This is a genomic window from Enterococcus sp. VV15 (genome assembly GCF_005236045.1).
GTDB classification, from domain to species: domain Bacteria; phylum Bacillota; class Bacilli; order Lactobacillales; family Enterococcaceae; genus Enterococcus_B; species Enterococcus_B durans.
Map to the genome: position 1 here is coordinate 1 of NZ_QPTY01000045.1, position 17,145 is coordinate 17,145.

Here is a 17,145-nt window from a genome sequence, read left to right on the forward strand (position 1 = left end):
GAAAATATATTAAGTTTGATCAATGAGAGACCGGTAAAACATTGTATAGTATTTTACACAGGATTATGGACTTGACTTCATACTTTCGAACATATTTGAATTTAAACGTACTTATATACTAAAGATAATTATATTTTCCACGAAAATGAATCGTCATTTTCTAATTGATTTCATCTTTACTGGTTGCTTTCAATGTAAAGATTTCTCTTCTCAATCACTCTCATCAAATTATAACATTTATTCATTTTTCGAACTAAAAGGAACGGTTTCATTTTCTCCACTAAGTTTTATGTTCTTGTTTATTACGAAAAAACACCAATATTCCAAATAGCATTTTCGACTATATTTATAGATATACTATGTGTTCACGAAGATTTTCTCAGCAATATAAATAATTCTAAATTTTTCAAAATTGAGAAATTCATCATTATTGGCCAATGCTTTTTATTAATTTTCGATTATAAGAAAATGATACTACACACATTTTAAACCGTCAAAAATTTGCACAAAAAAACTACTTGATTTCCTCAATAAAGGAAACCAAGTAGTTACTAGAACTGATTTTAAGCTTTTGCTAATTCGGGTGTTTTTCTCAATAGACCATAGATCACACCGGAAACAACTGCACCGATAGCAATAAATACAAGATACATGATTGGTTGACTTACTAGGAAAACAACGAAGATACCCCCATGTGGTGCAAGTAATTTAATTCCCAATGCACCAACTAAGCCACCAGTTAGGGCTGAACCAATAATGAAACTTGGAATAGCACGAATAGGGTCAGCGGCTGCAAAAGGTATAGAACCTTCTGTAACAAAGGATAGCCCCATGATGATGTTTGTCAAACCAGCATCTTGATCTGTTTTGCTAAATTTATTTTTGAATAGACATGTTGCTACGAAAATAGCTAATGGTGGAACCATACCACCTGCCATAACAGATGCCATGACTACACTTCCGCCAGTTGCAACAGTTGTAGCTAAAGTCGCTGTCCCAAATACATACGCTGCTTTATTGATTGGTCCACCAAGATCGGCTGCCATCATTCCAGCTAGCAAAGCACCAAGTAGTGCGGCATTTGAACCACTCATGCCAGTCAAAAAGCTATTCAACGCATCATTGATCGCCTTCATAGGGACATTGACCAGCAACATCAAGAATCCGGTAATCAATAAACCAAAGACTGGGTAAAATAGGATCGTTTTAATCCCATCCAATGATTTTGGTAAATTCTTGAATACTTTACGTAAGAACACGATCACATAACCTGCGATGAAACCACCGATCAATGCACCTAAGAATCCTGCACCACCAGTATTTGCTAAAGCACCAGCTGCAAAACCAACAACTAATCCCGGACGATCACCAATACTTGAAGCAATGAATCCCGCTAAGACTGGTAACATGAAGCCAAATGCAGCTTGGCCAATTTGGTTGAACCAACTAGCTAATTGATTATAATTCCCTAAGTTTGCTAATTGGTCTTGAGGAACACCCATGAATTGATCAATCATAAATGAAAGAGCAATTGCGATCCCGCCACCAATAACAAACGGTAACATATGAGAAACACCATTCATCAAATCTTTATAGATTCTTTGACCAACTGTGCCATCAGCATTTCCTTCATCTGCTGCACCATCTTTTCCTTCTCCATGGAAAACTGGGGCAGTATCGTTGATTGCCAATTGGATCAATTCTTCTGGCTTGCGGATACCATCGCTGACTGGTCGATTGACTAATTTTTTCCCATCAAAACGATCCATTTCGACTTTTTTATCTGCAGCGACGATGACCCCATCTGCTCGAGCGATATCTTCTGCTGTCAAACGATTCTTGATCCCTTCAGAACCATTTGTTTCAACTTTGATGTCAACGCCCATTTCTTTTGCTTTTTTCTTAAGTGAATCTTCTGCCATATACGTATGAGCGATTCCTGTTGGGCAAGCAGTGACAGCAACGATATATTTCTTTTTAGGATCTAAACTTTTTTCTGTTGCTTGAGCTTCTGTTTCAGCTTTTTCTTCTGCTTCTTTTTGTTCTTCCGCTGTTTGGAATAATTCTTGAACAGCTTCTGGTGTTTCCACCTGTTTTAATTTACCGACAAAATCTGGATCGATCAAAAGGCGGGACAATGCTGCTAATGCTTGTAAATGAGTATCATTTGCCCCTTCTGGTGCAGCAATCATGAAAAACAAATAAGTTGGTTGACCATCTAATGATTCATAGTCAACACCTTTTTTGCTTTTGGCAAATAAAACTGTTGCTTCTTTGACAGCTGCATTTTTTGCGTGAGGCATTGCAATACCATCACCTAAACCAGTTGATGTTTGTGCTTCACGTGCTAAAATACCGTCTTTGTAGGTTTTAATATCTGAAATACGACCTGCTTCATACATTTTTTGGACCATTTCATCAATTGCGCCTTTTTTATCAGTCGCTTGTAGGTCCATGATCATTGCATCTTTGACCATTAAGTCTTTAATATTCATGATAACCCTCCTAGAAATCAATCAATTTTTGTAATTTCAACTTCTGGTATTAATTCATCGATCAATGCCTTTGTTGCTAAATCATCAGAGAATGCTGTAGCACTTCCGCATGCAACTCCCCATTTGAATGCTTCAACTGCATCTTGATCTTTGCTGTAAGATCCAATAAAACCAGCAATCATTGAATCTCCTGCTCCTACCGAATTTTTCAACGGACGTACTAAAACATTCGACTGATACGCACCATCTTTTGTGAAGAGTAAAGCACCATCACCGGCCATAGAGATCAATACGTTTTGAGCACCTTCTTCAAGTAATTTTTTTCCATATGGAAGGATATCCTCGATACTCTTGAATTCTGTGTGATATAGTTCAGCTAATTCATGATTGTTCGGCTTGATTAGTAATGGTCTTTTTGCTAAAGCATCTTTAAGATCATCACCTGTTGTATCAATCACAAATTCTGCTTCTTTTCCACGGATAATCTCAATTAATTCTTGGTAAAATCCGTTTCTTAAACTTGCTGGTGTGCTACCTGACAAAACAACGATATCGCCTTTTTTTACATTATTCATCGCTTGTTTTAAATCTTCAATTTCTTTTTCAGAAAGAACTGGTCCTAACCCATTGATTTCCGTTTCAGTATCCGATTTCAATTTGATATTGATTCGTGTATCAAATTGGACGTTGGTAAAGGCTGTATTGATTTGCTCTTCCTTTAACCATTCAGAAATAAAATTGCCGGTAAATCCACCTAAAAATCCAAGAGCGGTCGATTCCGTGTCCATCCTTTTCAAGATCCTTGATACGTTGATACCTTTCCCACCAGGTAGTTTGAAGTCTTCTTTCATTCGATTCAAATCACCTAGTTTCAATCCATCAACTTTTACAATAAAGTCAATTGACGGGTTCAATGTTACTGTGTAAATCATTGTATAGCCTCCTTAATTGTTGTCCGTTCATGATATTGTTCCGCATATTCTGATGGACAACACTCGGTTATGATCGTAGCTGCTTCTAAAGGTGCGACAAAAGTGAAGCTTAATTGATTGAATTTCGATTGATCGACTAAGACAAAACTTTCTTCCGAATGTGCCATTGCTAGACGTTTTACCGCAGCTTCTTCTGGGTCAGGCGTCGTAAAACCACGCTCAACATGGACACCATTCATCCCCATGAACGCTTTATTGAAATGAAAGTCTTTTAATTGCTCGATCACGCTAGAGCCTAATACTGCATTCGTCGATAACTTAATCATGCCTCCTAGAATGATCGTAGGAAGTTGTAAATCAACTAGACTTGCAGCATGTTTGACTGAATTGGTGACAATAGTAATTTTTTTACCCTGTAGATAAGGAATCATTTCCAATGTCGTTGAACCAGCATCCAAGTAAATCACGTCTTCATCATTGATCAATTCGGCCGCGATTTGGACAATTTTATGTTTTTCATGAACGTTTTTGAGCGTTTTTTCGCTCATTGCTTGTTCAAAGCCTAAAAGCTGTCCTTTTTTTGCACCACCATGGATACGTTCAAGAAGCCCATCGTTTTCTAAGTCCTGTAAATCGCGTCTGATTGTTGATTCAGAAGCATTTAGAAGGTTTACTAGATCCTGTGACTTCACGATCTTATGTTGATCCAATAAATGAAGTATTTTCTGTCTCCGTTCCTCTGTAAGCATTTCCACGATCACCTCATGACAAATAGTAGCACATTGTTTTTATAAATTCAATACAAAACATTCAAAAACATCCAAAAATATTCTCTTACAATCATAAACGAATCATTTCATTCAAAATTCACCCTATATATCAAAAAAAGCGATAAATCACAGAACCTTGAATACGTCCACGTAAGTTCGAATACCACAAGTTTTTGTGTGCTTCGACGTTCTGTTATTTATCACTTATTTAACTATCACTATCGGTCAATCATCTGATTATCGATTAGACTTTTTCCTTTTGTTTACTTATTTTAGTTTTGTGAAGGGTATAATAATAAAAGCCCAGTCCGCTAAGCATGACTAAAAATCCCAAAATTGAACGTATCGGTATTCTTGGAATCAAAAAAATGAGTAAAGCAAGTAACGCTGTAGGTAGCATGATGCGATAGTATAAACGTTTATCCATTTTTTCACCTCAACTTTTTTGTGCTGTCGCTAACTGTTCTAACTTAGGATAATCTAAGATCTCTACTCTCAAATGATGGATATCTTTCTTTACGTCAAAAGTCAATCTACCTCTTCGTTTTCTAAATCTTTTGAACTTGATATCGGATAATTCCTCACGTATCTCATCTAGGGGCACCACTTTTAAAATATCACTTGGGACATAAAGTCGTAAAATCAATAGGTATTCTTGATACTTTTCATCCTCTACCGCTACTTCCAAGTACTCTCGGATATAATAACAATAAGCTTGGATACCGTTATCTAGTGTAATGCTCGGATCGATTACTTTGTAAGACATCATTTGCGCACGTTGCTCATCCACCCAAGGAAAGTAAGCTTGTGTGTTCAATGCGCCTTTTATCCTTTTTTCTCTATATTCATCTTTTTCAAAATCATAGCTTCTAGTAACAAAAAATGTAGCATTCTTCTTAGGAGCAGGTTGCATCATTCTATTTTCGTATTGAACAGACTGAACACTTTTGTCTGTATATGCATATTCTATAAAAGGCGTTTTCAACAAGCCTACGCCATTGTCCCACGCTAAATGATCAAATCCCAACTGATCGCGATAGTAAGCTTGAAATTGCTGATTGACTTCAGCTTTCCAATTGAAGGGGTCGCGATAAAGCTGTACACCAACTACCTGATTCTCATACTCTTTGACCCATTCCACTTGTTGCACATCCAAGAAGATTTGTTTGGGAATCACACGATAATAGTAGGAACTGTAATACATTTCCCAGCAAGAAGTAAAACATAACCCTTTGTAAGATAGGTCATATCCAGAAAATTGATTACAATCAACGATGATTTCTCCATCTGCCCGTTTGATTTTTGGTAATAGACGAATTTCTTCTTTCGATTCAATAAGCAAACGTTCATCTATATCTGTGGTATTGTTGTACACGAATTCATCGTAAAGTCTTATATACGCAAAAACACCATGCTGAAACATCTTTGTTCTGATATAATCTCGGATGACAGTAACATGCTTATCCATCAGTTGCTTTTGAAAAATATTTTTCATCACTATTTCTTGTCCGTCAAAATGAATGCTGAATTCATTTGCGTCATTTCCTATGATGAACCAGCCAAAATCCAGCGGACCCTCCTGAAGTAACACTTGTTGGAATCTCTTCAATTCGAATGGTCTCATTCCTTGATGAGAAGATTGGAAATAAGACGGTGTAATCAACAATCGAATAAACGCAAGCCAATCCTCAATTTGATTTTTCTTCTCAAATTGATTCAATTCGGTCAGTTGGATCGTCATTAATAATTTATTCTCTTCCATACCTTTCTCACCTCTTTCAAATTATTTTATAATTAAATTATAACCAAATATAAGAAAAAACTAAAATTTAAAGTCTTGAATGCATTTACAAATATTCCATGGTAGAATGAAGCTATAAATTCTCAAACGAGGTGGACAAAATGGGCTTAAAATTTGAACGCACCGATAATCTTGATAAATTATTCGAATCATTTGCGGTTGATCCAGAAAAAACAGTTACTTCTAAGGAAGAAATCGATCGCTTCTTAAAACCAAAAGATGATTTAAAAAAAGACAAGAAAAAGAAATAAAAAAAACTTGTAGTAAATTTGAATTTCTCCACTCGCTGGAGTATCAAATTACTACAAGTCTTTTTAACTTATTTATTCTGCAATTGCCGCTTCAATAGCCTGCCACGCTTCTTCTTTTCCTTGCTTCGTTACAGAAGAAAACAAAATAAATTGATCGTTATGATCAAAATCAAGTGCTTTCTTTATTTCACTTTCGTGTTTATTCCATTTTCCTCTAGGGATTTTATCTGCTTTTGTAGCTACTACGATAACTGGAATATCATAGTACTTCAAAAATTCGTACATTTGGATATCTTCTTGTGAAGGTCTGTGGCGTAAATCAACTAACGAGACAACTGCACGCAATTGCTCCCTAGTTGTGATATAGGTTTCGATCATCTTTCCCCATTTTGCACGTTCTGTTTTTGATACTTTCGCATACCCATAACCTGGAACATCAACAAAGTGCAAGGCATTTTCAATCAAGTAAAAATTCAGTGTTTGTGTCTTACCAGGCTTGCCTGAAGTACGTGCCAAATTTTTGCGATCTATCAATGTATTGATAAATGATGACTTCCCCACATTTGATCTTCCTGCCAAAGCGATTTCAGGTAAATCTGTTTCTGGATATTGTTTTGGCGCGACTGCACTGATCACGATATCCGCTTGATGTACTTTCATAACTCTTCTCTCCTTAAACACTACTAACCATCAGTCAAACTGGTTGTATCGTTCAATGTTTGACCAACAGCTTTTTAAACTGCCTTTTGCTTTTTCCATTTGCTCATTCGATACTAAAGAAAGAGCTGCCGCAAAAGCGATAAACGACTTTCGCAACAGCCTAAAGTTTTAGCCAGCTTTTTTCTCAGAATCTTTGTAGACAATCGTTGGCTCACCAGTAAGTTCAGCAGCTTCTTTTGTGATGATCACTTTTTCGATTGCTTCATTTGATGGAATATCAAACATCACATCCATCATGATTTCTTCGATGATCGAACGCAAGCCGCGCGCACCGGTATTTCTGTCGATTGCTTTTTTCGCAATTGCTTCTAGTGCATCTGGTTCAAATTCCAACTCAGTATCATCTAAGGATAGCAATTTTTGATATTGTTTGACTAATGCATTTTTTGGTTCAGTCAAGATGCGAACAAGATCGGCAACTGTTAATTTTTCCAGAGCCGCCATTACTGGTAAGCGTCCGATGAATTCAGGAATCAACCCAAACTTAAGCAAATCTTCTGGAATGATGTGTTGCATCACACTTTCATCCTCTGACAATTTCTGATTGTTCTTACCAAATCCGATCGTTTTTTCACCCATACGGTTTTTGACGATTGTTTCGATACCATCGAAAGCACCACCTACGATGAATAATACATTCGTAGTATCGATCTGGATAAATTCTTGATGAGGATGTTTACGTCCTCCTTGAGGTGGAACGCTCGCTACTGTACCTTCAAGAATTTTTAGTAAAGCTTGTTGTACTCCTTCACCCGAAACATCACGAGTAATTGAGACATTTTCGCTTTTACGCGCGATTTTATCGATTTCATCAATGTAGATGATCCCTTTTTCCGCACGCTCAACGTTATAATCAGCTGACTGCAATAACTTCAATAAGATATTTTCTACATCTTCTCCGACATATCCCGCTTCTGTTAGACTTGTAGCATCCGCAATCGCAAAAGGAACATTCAATGTCTTCGCTAACGTTTGTGCTAAAAATGTTTTCCCTGATCCAGTAGGACCGATCAAACAGATATTACTCTTTTGTAGTTCTACTTCATCAGCATCATCTTGCACTTGTTGGTTGACGCGTTTGTAATGATTGTACACAGCTACAGCTAATGATCGTTTTGCACGATCCTGACCAATCACGTAACTATTTAAGACATCTAAAATTTCTGCTGGTTTCGGCACTTCTGTAAACTCGCGTACAGCTTCTTCATAAAATTCTTCATCAATGATTTCTTTACATAGGTCGATACATTCATTACAGATGTAGACCCCTGGACCTGCTACGATTTTTTTTACTTCTTCTTGTGTCTTTCCGCAAAAAGAACAACGTACGGTCTCGTTACCACTTGGATTATCATACATGGTCTTCACCCCTTAACTCGCACTTGAACATGCAAGAAACTATCACAGACTTTACAGTCTTTTACTATCATAACATAATTTAAATAAAAGCAAAAGTACAAAACAATCTACATAATCCCTAAGAAAGGGAAAAAGAGACAGGCTATGATCATAGCCTGTCTGCTTTCGATTTTCATCTAGCAAAAATTATTCTGCTTCAGTTGCTGTACCAGTGATCAAATCGATTGCTTTTTTCATTGTTACATCGTGTTCTAACATATCATCTGTCAATACACGTTTGATTTGGTCGATCGGCATGTTGTAAGAATCAGCCAATTCTTGGATTTCTGCATTGATTTCTTCTTCAGTTGCTTCTAAGTTTTCAGCTTTAGCGATTGCTTCGATCACAAGGTTTGTTTTTGTACGAGTTTCCGCTTCGCCTTCAAATTGTTTATGCAAGTCTTCTTCAGTAGAACCAGTTAATTGATAGTACATTTCTGGTGAGATTCCTTGACGTTGCATATTGTTCAAGAATTCGTCCATTGAACGGTGTACTTCATCGTGGACCATTACGTGTGGAAGATCCACGATTTCTGCATTTTCAACAGCTAAAAGGATAGCAGCTTCGTCTTTTGCATCATCTGCTGCTTTTTCTTTTGCTTCAGTTAATTCTTTAAGATATTTTTCTTTTAGTTCAGCCAATGTAGATACTTCATCATCCACATCTTTTGCAAATTCATCGTCTAATTCAGGAACTTCTTTTGATTTTACTTCATGAACAGTCACTTTGAAGACTGCTTCTTTTCCAGCTAGATCTTCTGCTTGATAATCTTCTGGGAATGTCACAGTTACATCTAGGCTTTCTCCTGATTTTTTACCAACAAGTTGTTCTTCAAATCCAGGAATAAATGAGCCAGAACCTAATTCAAGTGAGTAGTTTTCACCTTTTCCACCGTCAAAAGCTTCGCCATCAACGAAACCTTCAAAATCGATCACTACTGTATCGCCATCTTCTGCTGCAGCGTCTTCTTTGATCACTAATTCAGCTTGCGCTTCTTGTTCGCGTTTGATACGTTCTTCAAGGTCTGCTTCTGTTACTTCACGGTCTTGTTTTTCAACGACTAAGTCTTTATATTGACCTAATTTCACTTCAGGTTTCACTGTTACTTCAGCAGTGATCACCCAGTCTTGGCCTTTTTCCATACTTTCAACATCGATTTGAGGTTGAGATACAGGGTCGATTCCAGCTTCTTTAACAGCAGCTTCATAAGCTTCTGGTAAAACAGCATTCAATGCATCTTCATAAAGTGCTTCTTCACCATACATACGATTAAATACTTGACGAGAAACTTTTCCTTTACGGAATCCTGGTACATTCAAGTTTCCTTTAACTTTATTAAACGCAGTTGTTAGACCTTTTTGGATTTCATCTTGCGCAATCGTAAATTTTAAAACACCATCATTTGTGCCTTTTTTTTCAAATGTTGCAGTCATTTAATTCCCTCCGAGTTTAGAAATTCATTTTATACATCAAAAACGTTTCATGCATACCTTTAAATAGTACACTAACCCTCTCAAATTGTAAACATATTGAGTGACTAGAATCCCCGTTTTTCATGACTTTTTTATCTTTTTAGTATCTGATTCCCTCTTGTAAGATCATCATTTCTTTCAAAATTCCTGCTCTTTTATTCATGAATTCTGCTATTTCTACTTCTGTGTAGTCCGCAGGTAGGTCGTTGCGGTATACTGCTACAGTTAAGTCGAACCAGCTGTTTGGATCATTGATATATGTATCATAGATCGGATAAACGAGCGCAGATTGCATAGCAAACTCTTCTTTCAAAACTGTGCTTAAAAATGCGTCTTGGTTCTCAAATTCTTCTGCTAATCGACGAAGTTCTTGATAAGCAGGTTGGTTTTCCGGCATAGGCAGTAACTTAGGAATGAATTGGACTAATGTTTCGTCGATTGTCAAATACGAAATAGGATGACACTCTTTCACTTGGGTCAGTGATTCGAGCATCTTCGCTCTCGCCAATAACTGGACTTCAGGCATAATGATCAATTTTGTTACTACCTGAACAAATTCATGGTAGGGTAACTCTTCGATTTTTTGGATCATCAATAACTGTTCAGCCGGTTCCATCGTGGGTAATAACTCTGCCAAACGGTGGATTTCTCGAATATTTTGCCGTTCCATTTGGCTGGAAAATTGCTCTGCTTGTTGGACTTTATTGATAATAGATTGTTCAAATTCTTCTGGAAAAGTACAACTTGCAATCAATTTGCGGACATACAAAAAATCATTGTTTGCAATCAATAAATCAAAATAAAATCCAGCAAATTCTTCGCTTGCCAGATATTCACTTTCATGAAGCACTGCTTGACTCAACGCTTCTTGTTTTTCATCAAGTTCAAATAGACAAAAGACTAGCAGACTATTTACCTCAAAGTTAGGTTCTAGGTCATGTGCCCGTAACAATAGTTCTTTCGCCTGTGTGTACCGCTGGTCTGCTAAGGCTTGTTGAGCAATACGCATCAGATTTTCATATTTATCTGGAAAATCAATTTGGTCCACTTCTTCCCCCTCCTTTCAGTTCATCGCTTCCAATAGTAGCAAATAAAAAAAATCATGACAATATTTTTTGTATTATCATGATTTTTTTATGTTATGCATTCACTTCTTGGTTGAAAGCCTTGATCAAATTGATCGTTACAACACTCGTATTTGAGAAGTAATCACCAATATGCTGTTTTCTTTTGCTAAAGATAACTGGCAGATACCCTATAAACAACAATGGAAATTTTAGTATGAATCGGCATGCACCTTCTCTAACCAAAACAGTCGACCAACTTAATTCTGTCTCGTCAAAACCAACTACACGAATACCAAAAATCATTTTGCCGATCGTTTGTCCATGGTTCAGTTTCGTCAATAAAACAAAATAAGCTAAATAAATGACCAATGCAGCTCCACCATAGAAACTTAGGTAAGAATCCGCATAATCGATCCAACCAAGATTCAAAGCGATACCTAATGTCAATCGAGTAATTGAACCTATACATAACAAATCAATCAAAAAGGCACCAAGCCTTACCCAAAACCCAGCATAAAAATACTTTGGGAAATCATTGACTTTTGGAACTTCTGGTCGTTCTTTTGTATACCGTTGCCAATTTTTCTGTTTCGTCTCAATTTCACTTTCCGTCAAAGGACGTTCTTTAAAAGATTGGAGAACTTTTTGAGAGAAATTAGGATCAGGTCCAACAGCTGGACGGTCATGATGCTCTTGCTCAGTTTTTATTTGATCTTCTTCTAAATGTTCAGACATTCTTACTCACCTCCGTAATAATACATTGCTTTTGGAGATTCCGCTGTCCCAAGATTTTCAAGAAGTGTCAAGATCTGGTTGGTTTCTGAAGCTTTTAATCCTTGGAACTGAGCTAATTTAGAACCTAGCCACGTATTAGCAAAACCAGTAGAACTAGCGGAATATTCAACTAACTGTGCATTTTCTAGTTTTTGTTCTTTACGCATTGCTTTTAGTGCGTCCTCTGGATAAGCAATCTCATCGACTAACCCAATTCCTTTCGCTTGTGCCCCATCATAGATACGGCCGTCAGCAATCTGTTTCACTTCAGCTTCTGTTTTGTGTCTCCCTTCGCTTACTACCTTCACAAACCGATTATAAGCACTATCGATGTACGCTTGAAGTACTTCTTGGTCTTCTTTCGTTGTTGGTCTAGTACTTGACCCCATATCTTTTAGCGCACCACTCTTCACAGTTGTATCTTTTACTCCGAGCTTTTCCAATAATCCTGAATAATTCAAACCAGACATGATTACTCCAATCGATCCAGTAACCGTTTCGTCTGTTGCAAAGATTTTGTCTGCTTGTGCAGAGATGTAATAGCCACCACTGGCTGCTGTATTTTTCATACTCACATACATCGGGATTTTTCGATCTGCACGAATATCTTTCAATGTCTTAGCAATTTCGGCGCTTTCATAAACGCCTCCTCCTGGAGAATTCACTTCTAAAAAGATTCCCTTTACACTCTTATCTTCTTGAATTGCTTTTAATTGTTCCATAAAGTTTTCATGATTGTATCCTTCTGATGCAAACAGTCCCGATGAACCACCACTGGCTATCGTGCCATCAACAGTCAGTTTCACGATTTTTTCTGTACTATCCCCATCTTCAAGCACAGTTGGAGTCAATTCATCACTTCCATAAAGCAGACTATTCAAGTCAGTCATTTGTGTTTCTTCTTTCTCTTTAGTTAAACTTGACGAGACTAATGAGATGACCAACAACCCAGCAGCAATCAAAACGGCTATCCAACGCTTTTTATTCATACGACTTCTCTCCTAATATAAATTTTTGATGACAATCACTTTTTCTTTTTTCTCTTCAGCATTCATTTTCTCTGCTTTTTCTTCTAATGCATAACCAATGAATTTTTCTTTTGTCAATTCATCTTCTACTGCAAAACGTTGTGCATCCTCCACCGCTAACGCGTCAGGAGAGATTTCTTGGATACTATCCCAACCTGTATCCAAAAATATTTTCGTTTCATCAGTGATCTCACTTGTTTTTTCAAGTTCGGCTAAACGTTGTTTTAACTGACCCAATGTCATGATTTCTATTTGCGCTTCCATTTTTATCCTCCTTTTGTTTCTTAAATATTATTGTACCGAACTATTCAAAAAGATGATAGCTAAAATTAGGAATTTTACCAGTCGCGCCAACCATATATATACCAATTATATTTTTTGCTTATACATTGACAAAACCAACATAAAAAAGTTATTATTTTAGATGTTTCCAGAAAAAATATTAAAAGATGGTTCGAATAGACCATTAACGGAATAGCGCCTGATCTGTAGTGACAGATGACGAGGAAGAGGTTTATCGAAATTTCGGCGGGTGACCTCAGGGAATGCACTCTATAGGATATTCAAAAAAACTATCTGTGAAGATAGAACAAAGAAATATCCATGCAGCTGGAAACTTTCTTCATGAGATTATTATAGAAAGTAGGATGTTTTTTTATGTGTGGAATTGTTGGAATGATAGGTTTAGAAAATGTAACTCCTGGTTTGATCAACGGACTTGAAAAATTAGAATACCGTGGCTACGATTCAGCTGGTATCTTTATTGCAAATGACGAAGCAGATTACTTGATCAAGGCGCAGGGCAGAATCCAAAATCTAAAGGATAAATTAACAGATGAAATGATCGGATCCATCGGTATCGGTCATACAAGATGGGCAACTCACGGTGAACCGACTGAAGAAAATGCACATCCGCATACTTCACAAACAGGTCGTTTCGTTCTTGTCCATAACGGTGTGATCGAAAATTTTGAAGAAATAAAAACAAATTATTTAGCAAACGATACTTTTGTTGGAGAAACAGATACAGAGATTGTTGCTCATTTGATCGAATTTTTCGCAGATCAAGGATGGCCTACAAAAGTTGCATTCACTAAAGCATTACAATTGATCAAAGGTTCTTATGCTTTTGCATTGATAGACAGAACTCTTCCTAACACGATCTTCGTAGCAAAAAATAAAAGCCCTTTATTGATTGGCTTAGGGGATGGGTTCAATGTAGTTGCTAGCGACGCAATGGCAATGCTTTCTTATACTAGAGAGTTTGTCGAAATCGAAGATGGTGAAGTAGTCATCGTAACAAAAGACGATATATCTATCCAAACAATTGACGGTATTTCTGTGGATCGCCCTTCTTTCGAGGCACAGATCGATGCAACAGACATCGAAAAAGGCACATATCCTTACTATATGCTGAAAGAAATCGATGAACAGCCCATCGTGATGAGAAAAATCATCCAAGCATATACGAACCAACAGCATCAAATTGTGATGGATAAAAAAATGTTAGCTACCGCGAAAGAAAGTGATCGGATTTTCATCGTAGCTTGCGGAACGAGCTATCATGCGGGCCTAGCAGGTAAGCCAATACTCGAAAAATTGACGAATATTCCTGTAGAAGTCCACTTAGCTAGTGAATTTGGTTATTCGATGCCTTTACTTTCGGAAAAGCCATTTTTTGTTTTCTTAAGCCAAAGTGGTGAAACAGCCGACAGTCGTCAGGTTTTAGTTAAAATCAATGAACTAGGACACCCTACACTGACGATCACAAACGTTCCAGATTCAACTTTATCAAGAGAAGCTTCTTTCACTCTTCTATTACATGCGGGACCCGAAATCGCTGTTGCATCAACCAAAGCTTATACAGCACAAATTGCTGTACTCGCACTGTTGGCGAAGGGCATTGGTGAAACAAAACAATTAAAAAATGCACAAACATTCGATATTAGCCATGAACTTGGTATTGTAGCAAATGCCATGGAAGAGATCATCACACAAAAAGATGAACTGCATCAACTTGCTGCAGAGTATTTGACAGATACTCGAAATGCATTTTATATCGGACGAGGAGCTGATTACGCTGTTTCACTGGAAGCTGCTTTGAAATTAAAGGAAATCAGCTATATCCAAGCGGAAGGATTTGCAGCCGGTGAATTAAAACACGGAACGATCGCTTTGATCGAAGAAGGAACACCAGTGATTGGGATCATTAGCGAGGCGGTTACTGGATCACATACAAGAGGTAATTTGAGAGAAGTAGAAAGCCGTGGAGCGAAAACATTAGTGATTGCGGCAAAGGGACTTGAAATGAAACAAGACCAACTCGTTCTTCCTGTAGTCCATCCATTATTGACACCATTGGCTACAGTTATCCCTACTCAATTAATTGCCTATTATGCCACACTTCTAAGAGGATTAGACGTTGATAAACCACGTAATCTCGCAAAATCAGTAACAGTAGAATGACAAAAAACAGTCGAGGCAGAAGTATTTCACTCCGAACATCAGGACGGATTCACAGAAATCACTTTTCGAAATTTTGTGAATTGTGACTTATTTTCCCAATAACATGCTTCTGCCTTACTGTTTATACGTATACAGATTCTGAGATAAAAAGTATTACTTACTTTTGTCCCAGAATCTTTTTTATTTTCTCCGTTTCCTTATATAGAACAAACACAAGCTAATTGCTGTTATACCCACGCCACTCATCTTTACAAGTGAATTCTTTTGTGTGCCAATTAATGGTAGATTTTTAACACTATCTTTGGTCAATATTTTACTGATTTTTTGTATTGCCTCTGCAGTTAGATTAAGTGAATGATCTACGGGGCGATTCTTCCCTCGATTTATCATCCCCATTTGTTCTTTCTCCATTTTGTTACCAGAAGCATCTACAGTTGAGTTGCCTATATTCTCTTTTTGCGGAGGTCGAGGCACGCTTGGAGAAGGTTTTTCTTCTTTCGGCTTTTCTTCTACTATTGGAGGAAGGGTTGTTCCTTTTGTCGTGATGAGCAACGCTTTAGATGCCACCGATACATTTCCAGCATTATCACAGGCGGTTATTGTATAATAATATTTTGTTTTTTCAGATAAATTCGTATCTGTATAGGATAAGGTATCGTCTGGAAGACTACCGACCAAAATACTATTTCGATATACTAGGTAACTTCTAATGCCACTTTCATCACTGGAAGCTTCCCAAAGTAAGGTCACTTTGTTTTCTGTCACGACTGTCGCCCTTACATTCATCGGTGTCGTAGGCGGCTTGTGATCAACGATTTCCTTCGTTCTTACATTAATTCTATTGCTTGCTTCTGACTGATTCCCTGCTGTATCAAAAGCCCGTACCTCATATGTATATTCAGTGTCTTCCGTCAATCCAGTATCAGTAAACTGTTCTCCTTGAACCTCTTGGACCAACTGTTTATCCCGATAAACACGATAGCCAGCTACACCGATGTTATCTGTGGATGCCTTCCACGACAAACTCACCGTATCTGTTGTCACATTCTCCATTTTTAGATTCAGAGGTATCGTAGGCGCTTCCTCATCCACTGGTACACTCGTTCGTGCAAAGACTTCATTGCTTGCTTCTGACAGATTCCCTGCTGCATCAAAAGACCGTACCTCATATGTATATTCAGTGTCTTCCGTCAACCCAGTATCAGTAAACTGTTCTCCTTGAACCTCTTGGACCAACTGTTTATCCCGATAAACACGATAGCCGGCTACACCGATGTTATCTGTGGATGCCTTCCACGACAAACTCACCGTATCAGAAGCAACACTTTCCACCAATAATTTTTGTGGAATCGATGGACTCTCCAGATCCAACCAAGCGGCTTGAATATTATCAAATTTAGCTTCGCCATTGCCACTCGAAGCAAAGCGAATGACATAAGTATTCTCATCTGTTGGTGTTGTAAAAATAAATTCATGTTGTTTCCAAGAGATGTCATAATGCTTTTCTTCCTTCAGTAGATGGTATCCTTGGTCATGATTCAACGTGCCAAACTCGACAATCGCTGGAAAGTTAGGATCACCAATCACGTAATACGCAAATCGATACGTAGAATTTGGTTTTAACTGGACATATTGGAGGATAGTTTCACCATTCGTTGCTTTTACATATTGATTGCCGTTACTATCCACTACCAGAGACGGGTTGTTTTCTCCAGGGCTTGAAACGATCCAATCCTTCAATCCTTCATTGAATTCTCCATTCTTGATGATCACCTCTTCAACTGATCCTTGTGGAGAAATGGCAACTGCTACAAAAGGTTTTATAAAAAGAAGTAGCATTGCAAATAAAGGCAGGTATTTCCTTATAGATTTCATCTTATCACTTTCCTTTCCGATAAAGTCCATATAATTGTGTAAAAGATAAAAGGCCATGTAACAGCCCTTTTACGGTACAATGTTTTTAACCACAA

At 37.5% G+C, this 17,145-nt stretch carries 15 protein-coding genes; 2 read left to right on the forward strand and 13 right to left on the reverse strand.

Annotated elements, in window-relative coordinates:
- Positions 1 to 563: 563 nt before the first annotated feature.
- The 5 genes from DVW83_RS12940 to DVW83_RS12960 all read right to left on the reverse strand — a co-directional run bounded on the left by DVW83_RS12940 (position 564) and on the right by DVW83_RS12960 (position 5,959).
- Positions 564 to 2,495: a PTS fructose transporter subunit IIABC gene (locus tag DVW83_RS12940; RefSeq protein ID WP_104661700.1), complete on the reverse strand. Its 1,932-nt coding sequence runs from the start codon at positions 2,493 to 2,495 to the stop codon at positions 564 to 566.
- Positions 2,496 to 2,512: 17 nt separating this feature from the next.
- On the reverse strand, positions 2,513 to 3,427 hold the full coding sequence (pfkB, locus tag DVW83_RS12945) for a 1-phosphofructokinase (protein WP_104661699.1): 915 nt from the start codon (positions 3,425 to 3,427) through the stop codon (positions 2,513 to 2,515).
- A complete protein-coding gene (locus tag DVW83_RS12950) occupies positions 3,424 to 4,176 on the reverse strand; it encodes a DeoR/GlpR family DNA-binding transcription regulator (protein WP_104661698.1) in 753 nt (250 codons plus the stop codon). Before DVW83_RS12950 ends, pfkB begins: the two co-directional genes overlap by 4 nt.
- 265 nt (positions 4,177 to 4,441) lie before the next feature.
- Positions 4,442 to 4,624, reverse strand: a complete 183-nt coding sequence (locus DVW83_RS12955) for a hypothetical protein (RefSeq protein ID WP_081135447.1) — start codon at positions 4,622 to 4,624, stop codon at positions 4,442 to 4,444.
- Positions 4,625 to 4,633: 9 nt separating this feature from the next.
- Entirely contained in the window at positions 4,634 to 5,959 is a 1,326-nt protein-coding gene (locus tag DVW83_RS12960) for a hypothetical protein (RefSeq protein WP_174784288.1), read from the reverse strand.
- Between the two features lie 140 nt (positions 5,960 to 6,099).
- Here DVW83_RS12960 and DVW83_RS15250 point away from each other — a divergent pair, with 140 nt between their 5' ends.
- A complete protein-coding gene (locus DVW83_RS15250; RefSeq protein ID WP_167592028.1) occupies positions 6,100 to 6,249 on the forward strand; it encodes an SPJ_0845 family protein in 150 nt (49 codons plus the stop codon).
- A gap of 72 nt (positions 6,250 to 6,321) precedes the next feature.
- Here DVW83_RS15250 and yihA read toward each other — a convergent pair whose 3' ends face one another.
- From yihA to DVW83_RS12995, 7 genes are all read right to left on the reverse strand, one after another.
- A complete protein-coding gene (gene yihA, locus DVW83_RS12965) occupies positions 6,322 to 6,909 on the reverse strand; it encodes a ribosome biogenesis GTP-binding protein YihA/YsxC (protein WP_081135444.1) in 588 nt (195 codons plus the stop codon).
- 168 nt (positions 6,910 to 7,077) lie between these two features.
- Positions 7,078 to 8,328, reverse strand: coding sequence for an ATP-dependent Clp protease ATP-binding subunit ClpX (gene clpX / locus DVW83_RS12970; RefSeq protein ID WP_104661697.1), 1,251 nt, complete (start codon positions 8,326 to 8,328; stop codon positions 7,078 to 7,080).
- Positions 8,329 to 8,514: 186 nt separating this feature from the next.
- The gene (gene tig / locus DVW83_RS12975) at positions 8,515 to 9,801 is read right to left on the reverse strand and encodes a trigger factor (RefSeq protein WP_104661696.1); all 1,287 of its coding nucleotides are present in this window, start codon (positions 9,799 to 9,801) and stop codon (positions 8,515 to 8,517) included.
- A 139-nt stretch (positions 9,802 to 9,940) separates the two neighbouring features.
- Positions 9,941 to 10,888, reverse strand: a complete 948-nt coding sequence (locus DVW83_RS12980) for a hypothetical protein (protein ID WP_104661695.1) — start codon at positions 10,886 to 10,888, stop codon at positions 9,941 to 9,943.
- A 91-nt stretch (positions 10,889 to 10,979) separates the two neighbouring features.
- Positions 10,980 to 11,642: an RDD family protein gene (locus DVW83_RS12985; protein ID WP_104661694.1), complete on the reverse strand. Its 663-nt coding sequence runs from the start codon at positions 11,640 to 11,642 to the stop codon at positions 10,980 to 10,982.
- A 2-nt stretch (positions 11,643 to 11,644) separates the two neighbouring features.
- The gene (gene sppA / locus DVW83_RS12990) at positions 11,645 to 12,670 is read right to left on the reverse strand and encodes a signal peptide peptidase SppA (protein ID WP_137239456.1); all 1,026 of its coding nucleotides are present in this window, start codon (positions 12,668 to 12,670) and stop codon (positions 11,645 to 11,647) included.
- 12 nt (positions 12,671 to 12,682) lie between these two features.
- Complete coding sequence (locus DVW83_RS12995) at positions 12,683 to 12,973, reverse strand: hypothetical protein (protein ID WP_081135432.1); 291 nt, start codon at positions 12,971 to 12,973, stop codon at positions 12,683 to 12,685.
- 393 nt (positions 12,974 to 13,366) lie between these two features.
- Here DVW83_RS12995 and glmS point away from each other — a divergent pair, with 393 nt between their 5' ends.
- Positions 13,367 to 15,175, forward strand: coding sequence for a glutamine--fructose-6-phosphate transaminase (isomerizing) (glmS, locus tag DVW83_RS13000; RefSeq protein WP_104661692.1), 1,809 nt, complete (start codon positions 13,367 to 13,369; stop codon positions 15,173 to 15,175).
- Positions 15,176 to 15,355: 180 nt separating this feature from the next.
- Here the strand turns inward: glmS and DVW83_RS13005 are convergent, their stop codons facing one another.
- Positions 15,356 to 17,050, reverse strand: coding sequence for a fibronectin type III domain-containing protein (locus DVW83_RS13005; protein ID WP_137239458.1), 1,695 nt, complete (start codon positions 17,048 to 17,050; stop codon positions 15,356 to 15,358).
- Positions 17,051 to 17,145 lie beyond the last annotated feature (95 nt).